General features: G+C 36.2%; 7 protein-coding genes. All 7 read right to left on the bottom strand.

Translation table 11 applies throughout. From position 1 onward, the window contains the following. Positions 1-22: 22 nt before the first annotated feature. The 7 genes from ACT5E3_RS12245 to ACT5E3_RS12215 all read right to left on the bottom strand — a co-directional run bounded on the left by ACT5E3_RS12245 (position 23) and on the right by ACT5E3_RS12215 (position 19,326). Positions 23-12,526 (bottom strand): amino acid adenylation domain-containing protein, encoded by a 12,504-nt coding sequence (locus tag ACT5E3_RS12245; protein WP_444993821.1) that lies wholly within the window; start codon positions 12,524-12,526, stop codon positions 23-25. A gap of 167 nt (positions 12,527-12,693) precedes the next feature. Then, entirely contained in the window at positions 12,694-13,806 is a 1,113-nt protein-coding gene (locus ACT5E3_RS12240; protein ID WP_444993820.1) for an ABC transporter permease, read from the bottom strand. Continuing rightward, positions 13,799-14,749: an ATP-binding cassette domain-containing protein gene (locus ACT5E3_RS12235; protein ID WP_444993819.1), complete on the bottom strand. Its 951-nt coding sequence runs from the start codon at positions 14,747-14,749 to the stop codon at positions 13,799-13,801. The genes ACT5E3_RS12240 and ACT5E3_RS12235 overlap by 8 nt, the downstream gene beginning before the upstream one ends. Positions 14,750-14,869: 120 nt before the next feature. After that, positions 14,870-16,753: an ACP S-malonyltransferase gene (gene fabD / locus ACT5E3_RS12230; protein WP_444993818.1), complete on the bottom strand. Its 1,884-nt coding sequence runs from the start codon at positions 16,751-16,753 to the stop codon at positions 14,870-14,872. A gap of 38 nt (positions 16,754-16,791) precedes the next feature. Continuing rightward, positions 16,792-17,055, bottom strand: coding sequence for an acyl carrier protein (locus ACT5E3_RS12225; RefSeq protein WP_444993817.1), 264 nt, complete (start codon positions 17,053-17,055; stop codon positions 16,792-16,794). An 11-nt stretch (positions 17,056-17,066) separates the two neighbouring features. After that, positions 17,067-18,308, bottom strand: coding sequence for an aminotransferase class I/II-fold pyridoxal phosphate-dependent enzyme (locus tag ACT5E3_RS12220; RefSeq protein ID WP_444993816.1), 1,242 nt, complete (start codon positions 18,306-18,308; stop codon positions 17,067-17,069). Between the two features lie 31 nt (positions 18,309-18,339). Further along, positions 18,340-19,326: an NAD-dependent epimerase/dehydratase family protein gene (locus ACT5E3_RS12215; protein WP_444993815.1), complete on the bottom strand. Its 987-nt coding sequence runs from the start codon at positions 19,324-19,326 to the stop codon at positions 18,340-18,342. Between the last annotated feature and the right edge of the window lies 1 nt (position 19,327).

Below are 19,327 nucleotides of genomic sequence, written 5' to 3'. Positions count from 1 at the left end.
TTAGTTTTAATGTTTGAAATGGCTAGTTTCCCTCTAAGTATTGATTAACAATTTGCGCTAAACCTTCTACATATTGACGAGAAATTAAAGTAAAATGATTGCCTTCAGTTATCGTCGTTTTCACCTCGTTGCATAACGGTTTCCACCCAAGATGCTCATCAATTTGATTGTTCAGTCGAGCTCGAATTAAACCAATATTTCCATGGTAAGGTGTAGCTTGATAACGTGATAAAATCTGCCTGTTTTTTTGAATTATTTTATATCTCAGGCGCATTTCTTCCCAGGTAAAATCCTGTGGCAACAAAGACTGCTGTTGCGCAATATGAAGTAAATTCAATAAAAGCGACTCTATCGACTGAGCTTCCATCTGTTGTAAATTTTTATTTTCTAGCTCTGACAAATCAATTCCTAACTCACCAACCATAGCATCGAGTACGTCCTTTGAAGTAATTTCAAGATTGACTTCATCACTGTCGAATGTAAGCAACGGAGAAATACTGTCTATCATTAGTAATGAAGTAACTTGACCGCCGCGTCTTTCTAGTTGTTGTGCAATTTCATAAGCAACAACGCCTCCCATTGACCACCCACCTAACGCAATCTTAGGGTAGACTTCTTCAATATCTTTTGATTCTAATTGACCATTCTTTTGTTGGATATTTTCAATCAAATCAAGATAAAATGTAGCCATTTCTTCGAGAGAACTGCTTTTATTGCTCGTTGACTGTAATCCATAAATAGCTCCTGGATAGTGAAGCAAGTTAGCCAGTTGAGCATAGCAATGAGCATACCCACCCACTGGATGGGCAAGAAATAATGGCGTTTCATTAACATCACCTTGTTTTAAAAGTAAAACATCTCCGACTAATTCTCTTTTTAATATCTCCGAACTGTCAGTTCTGCTGATTTCTAAATATTGTACTATTTCTCTAATTGACTGACGTTCGAAAATATCAACTACGTGAAGCTGACAGCCAAATTTTTGATTAATTTTATTTGCTAAAACACCAGTTAGTAGCGATTGTCCACCTAAATCAAAGAAGCTTGCATTCACACTAATTTGATCGGCATCTAAACTAAGAACACTTGCCCAGATTTCAACCAATATTTTTTCTTCTAAAGTTTCTGCAGCTATGAATTTTTTTGTGCTAATAAACTCAGGTTTAGGCAATGCCTTTATATCTAGTTTCCCGTTGCTATTAACGGGAACTGTATCAATTTCTGTAAAGGTTGTTGGGATCATATAGTCAGGAATTAAACTTGCTAGAGTTAAGCGCAGTTCATCTCTATTTAACTCACATCCCTTTTCAAGTATGATATAAGCAGCAAGAAACTTCCTTCCTTCATGCTCATTTGCGACAACAATTGCCTGAGCTATAGATTGTACATTAATTAAGACATTTTCAACTTCACCCAACTCAATTCTAAAACCTCGAATCTTAACTTGAGAATCATTTCTTCCTAAATACTCTAGATTACCATCAGGTAACCACCGCACGAGATCACCTGTTCGATAAAGTCTTTCTTGCCAAAGGCTTGATTTATCTCTGACAAAGGGATTAACGACAAATTTTTCAGCCGTTAACTCCGGGCGATTGAGGTAACCTCTTGCCAAGCCAACACCACCAATATACAACTCTCCAATTGCACCTATAGGCAAGGGCTTCATGTTTTCATTCAATACATAAAGTGTCGTATTGTCGATCGCTTTACCAATTGGAATACTACTTCGGATAGTTTTATCGCAATCATAGTAGGTAACATCAATCGAAGCTTCTGTTGGACCATAAAGATTAGAAAGTGATACTTTGTCATGAGCAACTTGGTTGAATTCCTCCCAGTGAGTCAGTGTTAAAGCTTCACCACTGCAAAATATTTTCGAGACACACTTAGGTATTTTTATTTTTTTCTGAATCAGAAAATAACAGAATGCGCTTAGCATTGATGGTACAAAGTGCAATGTAGTTACCTGTTCAGATTCAATCGCATTAACCAGTTTTTGAGGATCTTTATGAATTTCTGGTTGAGCCATAACAATGGTCGCGCCGACTTGATTAGCCCACAAAAGTTCCCAAACAGATACATCAAAAGTATAAGCAGTCTTCTGCAAAACTCTATCGTTTTTCCTTAATGGGTATCTGGATTGCATCCAATGAATTCTATTAACCGCACCAATATGCGGAACCATGACACCTTTAGGTTTACCAGTGGTACCTGATGTATAAATAACATAAGCGATTGCCTCAACATCTATCTTGATATTATGGTTGTGAACACTTCCCTTATGGCTATTATCAACTTTATCGGCTTCAATTAGCTTAGCCTGTTCACAAATACTCGGTAATTTTTCTTGCATATTTTCGAGCAAACAACTTTGCGTAATAACAATCGACGCTTGCACGTCATCAATAATAAAATTAATTCTTTCTGCGGGAAATTCTGGAGAAACAGGAACATAAGCATAACCCGCTTTTAACACAGCTAAAATACTGACCACCATTTCAAGGCTTCGCTCCATATAGAGCATAACATATTGAGTATTTGAGTCAGGACAGGATGAATCTTGCTGTATTCCTTCAAGAGTCCCTAAATTGAGTATCTCACTTGTTAACAGATTGACTTTTTCATTTAATTGCTCATAACTTAAAGAGCTATTTTCGAAAGTTAATGCTAAGTCATTGGGCGTTGCAATAACTTGCTCTTCAAATAAATCAACTAACGTTTTCTCACTTGGAAAAGACATTTTCGTATCATTCCAATCTTCTAAAATTGTTTGTCGTTCTGTCGTAGTTAGTAGTTCATAGTTAGCAATTGTTTTTTGCTTATTAACCGATATTTCCAATAACACTAATTTAAATATTGCTACAAATCTTTGAATAGTATCTAGATTAAATAGACTTTTAGCGAAGTTAAGATTACCTTTGATTTTCTTACTGGCATCATCCAAGAACAAACTAATATCATATTTTGCAGGTGAATAATATTCCTCTCTATCAACGTCAATAACCCGATAAGGAATATCGTCCTTTATCAACTCATTATCAATAAAACTCTGTAAACTAAACATAACTTGGAATACAGGATGTCGTGACATGTCACGAGAAACACCCAATTTTTCAACCATTTTTTCAAAAGGAAGCTCTTGATTAATTCGTGCTTGAGTGACTACTTGATGAATTGATGAAATCAATTCTTGGGCGTTTAACTGCAAATCAATATCAGCACGTAAAGCCAACGAATTAATAAAAAAACCTATCAGGGATTGAGTTTGTGCATGATGACGGTTGTCTGAAGGCGTGCCAACTACAATATCGCGCTGCCCAGACAAAGCTGCTAGTGTAATATAAAAACCGCTGAGTAATACCGTATATAAAGTTGTCTCTTCTGTTTTTGCCAGTTCACGTAATTTCTCGGAAAGTGTTAAATTCAGTTCAAAATAAAAATCCTTGCCACGATAGTCAAATTGCTGTGGACGCGGATGATCAAGAGGCAATTGAAGTGTCTCGAAACCGCTCAGTTGTTGCTGCCAAAAATTAACCAGTTTGTTGAGTTGTTCGCCTTGTAAATAGTCTCTCTGCCAAACGGCATAATCAGCATAGTTTATTTCTAGCAAAGGCAGTTCAGCATGACCTTCTTCTCTGAATGATCGATAAAGCAGTGTTAACTCCTTCAAAAAAATATTCATCGACCAACCATCAAATGCAATATGATGCCATAAGAGCATTACATACTCTTGAGAACCAACCATATAGTGTCTCAAGCGAATACTGACTTCTTGCGACAGATCAAATGGCCGTGATACCTCACTCTTAAAATGAGATAACATTTGTGATTTGTCGTCGAATCGTAGCGTTTCAAATCTTACTTCCTGAGTTGATATTTGCTGATAATCATTGCCTTTTTTATCCGTTTGAAAAATGGTTTTAAGAACAGGATGTCTTTCAATAACCATTCTTATTGCTTCACTTAGTTGGGCAAAACAAACATCTACTTTAAGTTCTAACAAAAGCGGAATATGATAGGCCGAGCTCCCCTTCTCAAAACGTTCAATAAACAGTAACCGCTCTTGTGCGAAAGAAAGAGGATAATACTTCGACTTTAATTTTGGGATCACAACCATTTTTTCATAAGTCAACTTAGGAATAATCTTGGCAATTGTTTTCTGTTCAAAAAGTGTATCTAAAGGAATATCTAATTCCAGCTCATTACGAATAGCGGCTGTCAACTGAATAGACAAAATCGAATTACCACCAATTCGGAAAAAATTATCATTAATTCCTACTTGCTCGACACCAATTACGTTTTGCCAGATTTGACAAAGCGATGTTTCGAGCGCCGTGGTTGGCGCAACATATTCATCACCACTTTGAAATTCAGGTTTCGGTAATGAGCTTTTATCCACTTTACCATTATGAGTTAGTGGAATAGTGTCGACAACACTATAGGTTGACGGCAACATGTAGTCTGGAAGTTTATTAGAAAGTCTTTCTGTTAGATTACTACGTTCGATCTCATAGTCTGGTTTAAGTACGAGATATGCCGCCAAATATTGATTACCGTTGTGTTTGCAATCAACAACGACCGATTGCTTTACCTCTTCTAAATCATTAATCGCATTTTCAATTTCACCGAGTTCAACTCGAAAACCCCGAATTTTAACTTGGTTATCTTTGCGCCCCAAAAACTCCAGTTGACCATTCGATAGTAGTCGCCCCAAATCTCCGGTTTTATAATAACGTTGCGTTGGTGCTCCTTCTATCTTAGCATCTATGAATACTTGAGCAGTCTTTTCTTCGTCGTTGAGATAACCTAGGGTTACACCATCACCGCCAATTAATATCTCACCACTTTGATTTGGCGGACATAAGCAAAGTTGCTCATCAACAATGTAGATTTGGGTATTCTTAATCGGTTTTCCCATCACTACCATTTCTCGCAAACCATCAGTACTTGCATCAATAGAATGACAACTTGACAGTACGGTAGTTTCGGTTGGTCCGTAACAATTGATGATCGTATTTTCGTCACCGAAAACAGACTTCCATTGATTAACCTGGGTTTGTAGAACCGCTTCGCCACCAAGAATGACTTTCTTAACTGTACTTAACTTTTCTTTGTTTTGGCAGGCCACTTCAACCAGTTGGTAAAAATAGCTGGGAGTCATGGAGATAGCAGTCATTTTATACTTGGCAACTGTATCTATGAACATTTGCGGTGAATATCGTTTTTCAGCCGGTAGAATCCTAACCTGGCCCCCGACTGATAATATTGGAAAAATTTCACCAACCGACACGTCAAAACACAATGGAGCAAATTGGAGCATGCTATCGTCAGATGTCAAATCAAAAATTTCTGTCAGCAGTGACATATTGTAGATATTTTGTTGGGTAACTTGGACCCCTTTAGGTTGCCCCGTTGAACCAGATGTAAATATAATATAGGCCACATCGTCGGCTTGATTAATAATTTCACACGGTGACGTTGAGTAGACAGCAATTGTATTATTATCAAGGCAGCGAGTCATCGATTGCTTGATATTTTGGTAAGAAGCGTCAATTTGATCAACACAAACAATTGTTTTAAAAGGCTTACTGGCTAGTGTTGCTACTTGATTCACTAGTCTACTTTGAGTGATGACAATATTGAAGTCACATTGAACTAATATCGATTGAATACGCTCGTCAGGATAAGTCGGATCAATAGCAACATAAGCAGCGCCAGATTTAAGAATCCCTAAAATTGCAGGAATAAACTCAATTCGTCGTTCTAGAAAGACACCAATAAGTTGCTTTCTTTTCGCACCGTATTCTCGTAATAGATGTGCGATTTGATTCGAATACTCGTATAACCTTTGATGTGTATAGGACTGCTCTTCATAAGCAACAGCAATTGCATTTGATGAACGCAAGTTGGCTTGATTTATTTTTTCAATCAAGGTTGCTGGTTTAGTGTAATCTTTTGCTGTATCGTTTAATCGTTGGTAAGCACTCCAAGTCTCCTCTCGAATAGATAGTGGATACCTATCCATCGCTTCTATCGACTGTTGAGGATTGGTAACAATATTTTGCAAAACATGGTGATAAATTGTAGCAAAGCGCTCAATACTGCTCACATCAAACAGGCTCTGAGCAAAATTAATTCCACCGCTTATTTTTGGACGGGCGTCATTTAGAAATACGCCCAAATCAAATTTTGCAGGACTATAACGACTATCACTATTTGATGGTTTATAAGTTGAAAACGGTAGTTCTTCTTCGTCCTCCGTCAATTCACCAAAACTTTGTAGGCCAAACATTACCTGATAGACCGGGTGTCTTGATTTATCACGCTCCACACCAAGTAAATCCACAACCTTTTCGAACGGTAATTCTTGATGAATGATCGCACTTTTTACAATTTGGTTAACTTGCTCAATAAATGAATTAATTGTTTGACTAGACTGTAGATCAACATTAGCTCTTAAAGCTAATGAGTTTACAAAGAACCCCACTAGTGACTGAGTTTGTGCATGATGCCGATTATCTGACGGAGTACCAACTACAATATCCTGTTGTCCTGTTAAGGTCGCTAGTGTAATGTAAAAGCCACTGAGTAATATAGTGTATAAAGTCGTTTCTTTGGCTTTTGCTAATTCTCGCAATTTCTCAGAGAGTACTAGACTTAACTCAAAATGAAAGTCCTTACCAAGATAATCAAATTGTGCCGGACGCGGATAATCGGTGGGCAATTGAAGCGTCTCAAAACCAGACAATTGCTGCTGCCAATAGTTAATCAATTTGTCGAGTTGCTCGCCTTTTAAATAATCACGCTGCCAAGCCGCATAATCAGCGTAATTAATCGCTATATTTGGTAGCTCAACAGTTTTATTTTGGATAAGTGCCTGATACGCCTGAGACAATTCCTGTAAAAATATGTTCATTGACCAACCATCAAATGCAATATGGTGCCACAAGAGCAAGACATACTCATCTGAACCAACCACATAATGTCTCAAACGAATACTGACTTCTTGCATCAAATTAAAAGGTCGTGAAACTTCATTAATATATTGCGCTAACATTTGTGTGGTGTTTTTAAATTGTTGCGTTTCAAATCTGACAGCTTGAGGGCTAACCTGCTGAAAATCATTACCGTGCTTATCCGTTTTATAGATAGTTTGGAGGATTGGATGCCGCTCTATAATCATATTCAATGCATCACTCAGTTTGACAAAATTGACATCAGTCTTAAGTTTTACCAGCATAGGAATATGATAGGCCGAACTCCCTTGCTCAAAGCGTTCGATAAATAATAATCGTTCTTGTGCAAAAGAAAGTGGATATTGATTCACTTCTAACTTAGGAATCACCGTCAACGTATCATGAGTTAGTTTTGGGATGATATTAGTAATCGTTTTATATTCAAAAAGTGTATCTAAGGGAATATCTAATTCCAGTTCATTACGAATAGCGGCTATCAGCTGAATGGACAAAATTGAGTTGCCACCAATTCGGAAAAAATTATCATTAATCCCTACTCGCTCTACTCCTATTACAGATTGCCAAATTTTGCAAAGCGATATTTCAAGTGCTGTGGTTGGTGCAACATATCCATCAGTATTTTGCAATTCAGGTTCTGGCAACGCATTTTTGTCAACTTTGCCATTGTGAGTTAACGGAATAGTGTCGACAATATTATAAGCAGATGGCAACATATAATCAGGGAGTTTATTCGCAAGTTTTTTGGCTAGATAACTTCGTTCGATCTCACAACCTGATTTAAGTACAAGATACGCAGCCAAATACTGGTTGCCACTGTGGTTTCTATCAATTACAACGGCTTGTTTTATTTCTGGCAGTTCATTAATTGCATTTTCAATTTCACCGAGTTCAACTCGAAATCCCCGAATTTTAACTTGGTTATCTTTGCGCCCCAAAAACTCCAGTTGACCATTCGATAGTAGTCGTCCCAAATCTCCGGTTTTATAATAACGTTGCGTTGGTAATCCTTCTATCTTAGCATCTATGAATACTTGAGCAGTCTTTTCTTTGTCGTTAAGATAACCTAGAGTTACGCCATCACCACCAATCAAAATCTCACCACTATGGTTAGGCGGGCATAAACGAAGTTGATCATCAACAATGTAGATTTGAGTGTTCTTTATCGGTTTACCCATTACTATCATTTCACGCAAACGATTCGTTCTTGCATCAACGATGTGGTAACTTGATAATACCGTGGTTTCAGTTGGCCCATAGCAGTTAATGATCGAATTTTGATTTCCGAAAACAGACTTCCATTGATTAACCTGACTCTGTAAGACCGCTTCTCCACCAAGGTTTATATTCTTAACAGAACGTAGTTTATCTTTATTTTGAGTGGCTATTTCAACCAGTTGATAAAAGTAGCTGGGCGTCATCGAAATAACCGTTATTTCATGCTCTGCAACTGTATCAACAAACATTTGCGGCGAATATCTTTTCTCAGACGGCAGTATTCTTACCTGACCACCTATCGATAGAATCGGGAAAATTTCACCAACCGACACATCAAAACACAGAGGTGCAAATTGAAGTACTTTGTCATCAGGTGTTAGGTTAAATGTATCTGAAATTAAGGACATGTTGTAAATATTTTGCTGGGTAACCTGAACCCCTTTGGGTTGGCCTGTTGAACCAGATGTAAATATGATATAAGCTACATCGTTCGGTTTATTTATAATTTCACATGGCAAGGTTGAGCAGGCTACTATCGCATTATTATCGAGGTAATTAGTCATCGATTGCTGCTTATATTGGTATGATGTATCAACTTCATCAATACAAATCAGGTCTCTAAGTGGCTTATCTGCTAATTCTTCAATATGATTTATGAGTGTATTTTGTGTGATGACAATTTCAAAATCACATTGAAATAATATCGATTGGATACGTTCACTTGGATAAGTCGGATCAATGGGGACGTAAGCAGCACCTGATTTTAGAATTCCAAGGATTGCTGGAATAAACTCAATTCTTCGCTCAACAAAAACACCAATCAAATGATTTCTCTTTGCACCTAGCTTTCGTAATAAATGTGCGATTTGATTTGAATATTCGTATAATTTTTGATGAGTGTAGGATTGATATTCATAAGCAACAGCAATTGATTTTGGTGAGTCTAGACTAGCTTGGCTAATCTTTTCAATCAGAGTTGTTGGTTGACTATAATCAATTAAAGTATCGTTGAGCTCTTGGTAAGCAGCCCAGGTTTTTTCTCGGATAGATAATGGATATTTATCTAAAGCTTCTATCGACTGCTGAGGATTTTTAACAATGCTTTGTAGTACATGCTGATAAATAGCGGCAAAGTTAGTAATACTGCTTACCTCAAAAAGGCTTTGGGCAAAATTAATTCCACCACTAATCATTGGTTTGGAATCATCTAAAATTAGACTTAAGTCGAATTTTGCTGAATGAGCAATACCAGCAAGAAGTGACGTTGACAGTTGAAAAGGTAGGTCGAACTCTTTCCCATAGTCACGACCGAGCTCATCATCAAATTTTTGTAATAAAAACATCACTTGAAAAATGGGATGTCTTGAAGGATCACTTTCGACCTCACATAGCTTTACCAATTTTTCGAATGGAAGCTCTTCATGAATTTTAGCCTGAAGAACGACTTCATGAACTTGTCTAAGTAATTCAGTTATGGAAATAGCGCCATCAACGTCGGCACGTAGAACCAATGAGTTAACAAAGAAACCCACCAGTGATTGAGTTTGTGCATGATGCCGATTATCTGAAGGCGTACCAACCACAATATCCTGTTGTCCCGATAGTGTCGCTAAAGTAATATAAAAACCACTGAGCAATACCGTGTACAAAGTAGTCTCTTGTGTTCTTGCTAGTTCACGCAATTGTTCAGAGAGTGTTAAACTCAGTTCAAAATAAAAGTCCTGACCGCGATAATCAAACTGCGCAGGACGCGGATGATCGATTGGCAATTGAAGAGTCTCAAAACCAGTTAGTTGCCGCTGCCAATAGTTAACCAACTTACTAAGTTGTGCACCTTGCAAGTAATCACGCTGCCAAGCAGCATAATCAATATAGTTTATATCTAACGTAGGTAATTTAACGGCTTTACTTTGAACAAGTGCTCGATAAACCTGCGATAATTCTCGCAGAAATATATTCATTGACCAACCATCGAATGCGATATGATGCCACAAGAACAACACATACTCTTGTGATCTGACTCTGTAGTGACGTAAACGAATACTGGCTTCTTGTGTTAGCACAAAAGGCCGCAAGACTTCCTTTTTATATTGACTTAGCATGAGTTCGGTAGATTCAAAATTCTGTGTTTCAAATCTTACAGCTTGAGCGTTAACCTGTTGAAAATTATTACCCTCATTATCAGTATGATAGGTAGTTCGAAGGATTGAGTGGCGTTTAATAAGAATATTGAGTGCTTCATTCAGTTTAGTAAAGTCTGCATCAACCATTAGCTGTACTAACATTGGAATATGGTAAGCCGAACTGCCCTGTTCGAAGCGCTCAATAAACAATAAACTTTCTTGTGAATATGAGAGAGGGAACTTAGTGTCAGTATTTTCTTTTTCCGTAGTACTTATATCCTTCACTGTAGCGTTTCTAAATTTAGGAATGACTAACGGAATTTTCCCAGATAAATTAGGTGTAATCTTAGCAATTGTTTTTTGTTCAAATAATAACGATATAGGTAGCTCAATGTCTAACTCTGTTCTAATTTTTGAAAGCAGCTTAATTGCTAGTAAAGAGCTTCCGCCAAGTTGAAAAAAACTATCATCAATGCCAATTTTTTTTACCCCAAAAACATTTTCCCAAATGGAGCACATTGATTTTTCGATAGTATTGGTTGGCGCGACATATTTACTGCTGCTTTTTAACTTTGGTTGTGGCAATGCACGTTTATCAATTTTTCCATTGTGGGTTAATGGTATTCGATTGATATAGCTAAAGGTTGAAGGTACCATATATTCAGGCAGCTTAAGTGACAAATATCCAGCTATATCTTGGCTATTACTATCAAATCCATCATGCATGACAATATAAGCAACCAAAAAGTGGAGATCATTTTGCTTATAGTCAACAACAACTGACTGCTTAACAGCAAAGTGATTATTGATAACACTTTCCACTTCACCCAGTTCAACCCTAAACCCTCGTAGTTTAATTTGACTATCACTCCGTCCAACATACTGGATATTTCCGTCAGGCAACCAACGGACAATATCGCCTGTCTTATAAAGCCTCGTATATCCATTTTTTATATCATTTTCAGATGCAAATGGATTTTGAATAAATCTTTCTTGATTAAGATCAGGTCGATTATGATATCCCCTTGCAACCCCTAAACCAGCAATATACAACTCTCCATCAATCCCTATAGGTACAGGTTGATTTGTTTCAGATAAAATATAGAGTTTGACATTAGGAAAAGCTTTCCCAATATGTGTCTGAGTCGTTGAGTTAACCCGAGTGAAAGTCGAACCGATTGTTGCCTCAGTTGGCCCATACTCATTAAAAAGAACTTGAGTATTTTTATACAAACTATTAATACACTCAGAGGTTAGTCTCTCTCCCCCAACAAGGACTGTCCCTATTTTGTAAGAAGATAACTTTATTAAAGATGCAATACTTGGTGTTGTTTTAACAAAATCAATACGATTATCTTCAAGATGCTTAAGATAACTATCAAGTTCAGTAATATTCTTTGGATAGATATAAACACAACCGCCATCAAACAGAGGAAATAAATAAGAAGTTACTGATAGATCAAAGCAATAGTTTGTTGCAAAATCAACTCGTTTAAAAATATCGCCTAAACCATTTCGTATTCCATAGAAATGATTAATAACGCTTTTTTGCTCTATCATTACTCCTTTAGGCTTGCCAGTTGTCCCTGACGTATAAATAATATAGGCAAGATCATTAGCGCTGCAATGTGGAGTTAAATTTTCAGTTGGTGCATGTTGAATATCATTATTATTATCAACATTAATAATAATTAGCTTACTTTGTATCTCTACAACTTTCTTTTGCAGTGTTCTTTTTAAGCTATCTGAGGTTAAAATAATCTTTGATTGCGTATCGTTTAGGATATATGAAATTCTTTCTTCAGGATATTCAGGAGAAATAGGAACATACGCCCCTCCTGCTTTCAATACTGCCAGTATGCTGATTATCATCTCAATATTTCTTTCAAAATACAAAGCAATCAATGTATCGGCATGTAAACTTACCCCAACACTCTCTTTGTATTTCTCACGGATACTGTAAGCAAGCTGATTAGCTTTTTCATTGAGCTGGTAATAAGTTAACGACTCTCCTTCGAGATACACAGCAGTTTTGTCAGGTGTTTGCGAAACCTGTCTTTCAAAATACTGACAAAGCGGCATTTCCAAATCATATTGTTTATCAGTTTTATTCCAATCAAAAATAATTTTTTGGTATTCATCATCAGCTAACTGACAGCAAGCTGAAATAGCATTTTTTTCGGGCGACTTATCAATTAAATCACTCATTTCTCTTCCTTAGTCGTTCGCAACAAGTGCGAATTATTCTATTTATTCCAGCATAACTAACTATACCGCTGTGCTAGGAGCTCAGGTTGAATTTTTATTTTCAATCCGTTCAAATTATTTACAAAAACACCTCATTGTAACTCTTACTATTATTGCATTTGTTCGTGTTACCACTTGAATTTTTTCCATCCAAGAACTACCGTGGCAACACACCAAAGACTCATTACCATTATTTCTTTTGATATTTTTGAAATTTCAAACAAACTAACATCATCAAATAGAATGGCCTTCATTGCTGTATTCAGATGAGTTAATGGTATAAATTGAGTACCTAGTTGCAACCAGTCTGGAAACGCTGTGGTCGAGAAAAAAACACCACTAAAAAGAACGAATGGAATTTGTACAAAACTCACAATGCCGCTGAAAGCATTTGCTGATGGGCTAAGTACAGCAATTACCAAACCCAGGCCCAGAAAAGAAACACAACCTAATGAAATAATTAAAAACAGTAAGAAGTAGTCAACTTCTGTTGCGAGTTCAAACATTAGTACACCGACAAGATAAAGCGCAGCGGCAACTGTGTATGAAATCAATAAACGAGTCAAAAACAATCCAGTCAAAAAAGGAATAGGAGAAGCATTAATCGTTTTTATATTATTAAACAACCCTGCAAATGACTCACTAACCAAAACACCGCCAAATCCATTTAAACCTATTGTTAATAGTGTCATACCTATCAAACCAGGTAGTAATATGGAAAGATAAGAATATCCAGAACTAAACGGTAAAGTCTTTGTATGTATAAACGATTTATTACTTCTTTTAAAATTATTAATAATTTCGCTCAATGCATAACGCTGAATCTTTTCATCTATATTTTTACCTGACAGCAATTCAACTCTTGCATCAAACACAATTGAGCTTTCAATATCGCTGGAAGAATACTCATTTTGCGCATCACTTTCTACAACAGGAAGAATTTGCAGAAGATGTTTCAATTTGCTATTGGTTGTATTAGCAGCAAAGTCTTCAACTTTTCCTTTATATTGAATTAGTCCAATTAATTCATGTCCTTCTAAATAGTCTAAAAACTTTTTGGTTTTATCACTATTAACTTGATCATCATAGTACAGACTAATAGTTTTATTATTGGCCAACTCAATCGGATAACCGATCCCCATCAATAAAACAATTGGCAAAAAATAGCTAAAAAAAAGTGCTGTTTTATCATAACGAAGTTGCAGTAATCTTAATTTGAAAAATACCCATACCTTACTCATCTCTTAGTGCAACTCCTGTATTAGCAATAAAAACATCCTCTAAGTTAGGTAACCTCACATCGAACTCAATAATCTCTATATTTTTCGTGTGTGCATATTCAAATAACGAACTTAATGTTTTGACAGATTGTTGACTGTGAACAAGTATACTATCTTCATTTCGTTCGTGACTATCAACACCTACAGTATTATCAATATAGTTCTTTGGAAAATCACCATTTCGATATTTAATATAAATACTCTGTGACTTATTCAATTCGCGAATTAACCCTTTAGGTGTTCCTTGTGAAATAATTTTTCCATGATCCATAATTAACAATTCATCACATAAAAATTCTGCCTCTTCCATATAATGAGTGGTTAATATAATAGTTTTGTTTTTATCCTTCTTTATACTTTCTATAAACTCCCAGGTATAGCGTCTATTTTGCGGATCGAGTGCAGTAGTCGGCTCATCAAAAAAAATTATCTCAGGATCTTCTAACATTGCTATCGCAATAGAAAATCGTTGTTTCTGTCCACCTGACAAGTCGTTGACTTTAACATCCATTTTGTTTGTTAATGCCAATTTTTCGAGAATATCCATAACAGAAAAATTATTATTCGTTTTAGTTTTTTTATTTGCACGACGTAATGCAATGAAAAACTCTAATAGTTGTCTCACTGTTAGAAATTGAAAATAACTACTGGTCTGTAATTGTACTCCCATTTTCGGTTGGATTTGATTAAGTTGTTTGTCAACATCCATACCGAGAACATGAATTGAACCTGATGAAATCGTTCTAATCCCTTCCATCATACTCATTAAACTTGTTTTTCCGGCACCATTTGGTCCTAATATACCAAAACAAATACCTTTAGAAATTTTAAACGAGACGTCTTTTACCGCCCTGAAATCTCCATATTGTTTACTTACATCTTTAACTTCAACAGCATATTCCATAGTTACCTTCTCGGTTATATGAACCTAAAAATTATTTTTGATTTTATATTCATTATTTTTATATAATTATTCACTTTAACTTTAAAACTCAAAATTTTTTAATCGCAGAGCGAGCTCTCATTACGCAACTTTTTGCTCTGGTTTAAGCTTTAATAACACACTCTTCAAACTGCTTAAATCTTGACCAAACTGATTAAGAACATAAGTATGTTGATATTGGCCAATTTTAGAGTGTCTAATAAATGTCGAAAGGCTTCCCGAGGGACTCAGATCCAACAAAAAGTCATTTTCAGTAAAATTCTTATTTATAGTCTCAATAAAATTGACTTTATCTCTTACCGCAGCCCATAAACTTGCCCCATTAATGTCGTCAGAGTTTTCTTGTTTCTCTGTACATGTAAATACAGGTATTTTAGGTTTTGAGAATTTAATTTTTTTTGCTAAAGCGGTAAACGGTTCTTCTATCATATCAACAAGTTCGCAATGGAAAGCAATATTAACTGGTAACTTTTGACAGCTAATATTTATTACATTAAGTGCACTGATACAATTATCAACATCATCATCATGACCTGTAACAAGAAAACTATTTTCATAGTTTCTCCCAGCAATGTGTAAATTGTGAAATAAATGATTTTGTTGTGAGAAAATACCAGATTCTCCATTGACTACAAGCATAGCGCCTGAAATTTCAGTTTTATACAGAAGAAATGCCTGTTGTAGTACTAAGTCGATGGCGTCTGATAAAGAAATAGCTCCAGCGACCACTGCTGCAACATATTCACCTAAACTATGCCCAACAATAGCATCGGGGATAATATTTTTAGTCTTCATCATTTCAGCAACAGCATATTGGAAACACAGAATTACCGGGTGAGTAATTCTGACATCTTTCAATGGTTTGAAATTTTGGGGGTGAAATAATTCAGCTTTTAAAGAAATACCACTTTTTTCAAGTAAAATCTTCTCACAATGATCAATTGAAGCTCTAAACCCTGGTTCATTTTGATAAAACTGCTGTCCCATCAACCGATATTGACTACCTTGTCCTGCAAACATAAACACTTTTCTGGAATTTATATTCAATACAGGGGGTTCTTGCAAAAAATTATTAAGCTCACTTTTTTGTTCCGTTTTATCTTCGTCTTTGAATAAATAGGGGGTAGTTTTAATAGTCTTTATCATTTTGGTCAATATTGAACCGGGCCCGACTTCCTCGAATTCTGTCTCTCCTTGCTGCAATATCCATGAAATACTTTCATACCACCTAACAGAGTGATCAATCTGGTTCTTCATCAATTTTAAATAATTCTCTGAAGGATATTGTCTTGCCGAACAGTTAGAAATTACAGGTGTTTTTAAAGTAGAAAATGAAAACTGCTGAATAAACTGATAAAACTCATTGGCAACATTTTTCATGAGGCTAGAATGAAATCCGGCACTGACTTTTAATGGGATAAAGTGAGCACCGGCATTGGAAAACAGCGTTTCTGCAGCAAAAATTTGGTCACGAGCACCAGAAATAACAATCTGAGAAGCACTGTTAATATTTGCCATTTCAACACGGTCAAATTGGGAGCTTGCTAGTAGCTCAAATACTGTTTCCATGTTCAATCCAACAACAGCTGCCATTGCACCTTTCGGTGCTGAGGCCATTAGTTCGCCTCGCTTTTTTACTATCCTTAATCCTGTCTCGAAGTCAAAAGCCCCTGCAGCAAAAAGTGCGGTATATTCACCTAAACTATGACCCACTAAAAAATCAATCGATTGTTCAATTGACTCTATTTTCTCCAAATAATGCAATACCGAAACCGTATACAATGCAGGCTGAGTAAACTGAGTGAGGTTAAGCACTTTATCTGGATCATTCAGGCATAGCTCCTTAATTGAGTAACCAAGAATATCCTCAGCTTGCTCAACTATAGAAGGATATCGATTAAATAATTTTTTACCCATACCAAGGTGTTGAGATCCTTGCCCAGGAAACACAAATGCGCTTAACATTCTAATTAACTCCTTAATTGCACGTCACTATAGAATGGCTAGTGAGCAGGTTCAACAACTAATTGCTTTTCAAAAATATCGATAACATCTTTTAATGTATACACATCACGTTTATCATAATCGTGAACTTTAACGCTTAATCGTTTCTCAATTTCATACCAAATTTCTAGCATTTCTCGAGAATCAATGCCAAGCTCTCCACCTAGATAATAATCAGGTTCAACATTTTCAATACTGAACGCAGTATTTTGTACTTCATTTATTACTTCTAAAATCAACGCAAATATTTTTTCATTTGACATAGTATTTTCCTCTAAATTACACCCATTTCTTTCATAACATCTTTGATAATTTCGATCGCTTGGTCCATCTCTTTTTTCGTATGAGTGGACATTATTGAAAGCCGTAATCTTTCAAGCCCCGGAGGAACCATTGGATACTCCATAATATTGGCAAATAGGCCACGCTTGTAGAGTTTTTTATTAAGCTCTTGTGCAATACCATCTTTCAAGTAAACGGGAATAATTCCTGAAACTCCTCGTTTAATTTTTAAACCAATCTCCTCAAGCCTGTCTTGCATATAAGTTACATTCTCATGCAAAACTTGTACTCGATTAGGCTTTTCTATTTCTAGTAAATCAAGAGCAGCATTAATTGCTGCGATTGTAGGTTGAGCAAGTCCACTGGTAAAAATATACGGGTATGAGAAATTGCGTAATAGAAAAATAAGTTCCTTACTACCAGATATAAAGGCACCTTGAGCACCTAAAGATTTACTACAAGTAGACATCCTTAAATCAACTTGTCCAATCAACCCTTGATGCTCAAGTGTTCCCTTGCCCGTTTTACCAACGCTACCTAATCCATGTGCATCATCAAGAATAGTGATTATATTTCTTCTTTTACAAATTTCGACAAAGCTAGATAGATCGATCATTGCACCATCAACAGATCTCACTCCTTCAACTGTTGCAAAAATTTGTGTGTCTGGTTTACGTGCTTTTATTCGATCGATTATTGGTTCAAGTGTTGTCATATCTTCAGGATCAAAAGTGTAGAATGGAACACCAGTCATCTTGATAGCGTTGATCACACTCGCGTGACTATTTTTATCATAAATAATGACATCATTTTTGTTCATCAGGCCGCTAACCCAACATAAGTTTGCCATATAACCACCGGGCAGTAGAACAGCATCCTCATGTCCTGCTAATTTGGCGAGTCTTAATTCAAGCTTTTTATGTTCTGTCGTATATCCAGAAAAAGCTGGTGAGCCACCAGAACCAATTCCATATTTTTCAACAGCTTCACAAACTTTTTGTTTTACATAAGGATCATTCGACATACCTAGGTAACTATTTGAACCAAACACAAGTACCTCATTATATTCATCAGTGTGAAGATCCTTATACTCCATTTTACTATCTACCGGACCAACTCCTTCACGCCCACCAAGATATCCAGATTCTACCTCGTTCAAGTACCATGAATACTTACTTTTTAGTCGTTCTAAGAAAGGTAACCTTTCTAATTCAATTAAAGTTCTAGAGTCCATCTTTTTTCTCCATTAAAAAATATTTAAATAATTATGAGATAAAGTTATTTTGTCGATACCAGTCGATCGAATCCGTTAACATACTTTCAAGATTTACAGATTGGTAATTTAAAAACTTAGCTGCCTTCTTATCATCAAAGAAGTAATGTCCACCAAAAACTTTTATTCGATAAGGCTCAACTAGATAATCTTTTCCTAATAATGGATAGAATTTTTCCTTACACCACTGTTTTAAATAGAGAGCACGATAATTACTTGTAGGTTTATCAAATGACTTACCTGTCTTTTGTGCGATAATATTAAGAAGGCTGATGAAGTCTCTATCATCTCCTGCCAATATATATCGTTCACCAGAAACACCATTAGTGATAGCTTCTACATGTGCCATAGCAACATCTTCGGCAGAGCAAAAACTTCCCCCTCCCGGTGGCAGAAATGGCACTTGGTTATGATAAACAGCAAGCACTAATCGTCCCCATTGCAGGTTGTGATCGTAAGCTCCTATTATTTCAGCCGGGTTGAGAATAATAGACTTAATTCCAGCCTTGTGGGCGCGCAGAATTTCTTTCTCCGCCATTTGTTTAGTAATAGCATAAGGGCTGTTAGCTCTAAACCCAGTTAGAATAGTTTTCTCATCAGCTCGCTTATTTTTATCATTTTGAGCACCAACCGTTGAGGTTGTGCTCGTATAAACGATACTACTAACCTTATTTGCAATTGCGGCATCAACAATATTCTTTGTGCCCAACGCGTTAACCTGGTGCAATAAATTGTAGTCACGGTTAAAACAACTCGTATTGCCTGCGGTATGAATTACAGCATCCATACCATTCATAGCCCTTTTCAAGGTCTCAAGATCAGATAGTTCCCCTTTATGAATTGTCGCATTAAATCGATTAACATAAGTGGTATCTGAACTTTCTCTAATGTATAAATGTGGTTCATGACCTTTTTTAATCAAAGCATTTAAAATGTTCAGACCTAAAAAACCTGTTGAGCCAGTCAAAAATACTTTCATC

The organism is Aliikangiella litoralis (assembly GCF_052495765.1).
Note: the sequence above shows the minus strand (reverse complement) of the source record. Positions and strands in the feature narration are given on the sequence as shown.

Coding starts and splice junctions, on each gene's coding strand:
- ACT5E3_RS12245 (WP_444993821.1), bottom strand. CDS start 12,526: ATGAGTGATTTAATTGATAAGTCGCCCGAAAAAAATGCTATTTCAGCT.
- ACT5E3_RS12240 (WP_444993820.1), bottom strand. CDS start 13,806: ATGAGTAAGGTATGGGTATTTTTCAAATTAAGATTACTGCAACTTCGT.
- ACT5E3_RS12235 (WP_444993819.1), bottom strand. CDS start 14,749: ATGGAATATGCTGTTGAAGTTAAAGATGTAAGTAAACAATATGGAGAT.
- fabD (WP_444993818.1), bottom strand. CDS start 16,753: ATGTTAAGCGCATTTGTGTTTCCTGGGCAAGGATCTCAACACCTTGGT.
- ACT5E3_RS12225 (WP_444993817.1), bottom strand. CDS start 17,055: ATGTCAAATGAAAAAATATTTGCGTTGATTTTAGAAGTAATAAATGAA.
- ACT5E3_RS12220 (WP_444993816.1), bottom strand. CDS start 18,308: ATGGACTCTAGAACTTTAATTGAATTAGAAAGGTTACCTTTCTTAGAA.
- ACT5E3_RS12215 (WP_444993815.1), bottom strand. CDS start 19,326: ATGAAAGTATTTTTGACTGGCTCAACAGGTTTTTTAGGTCTGAACATT.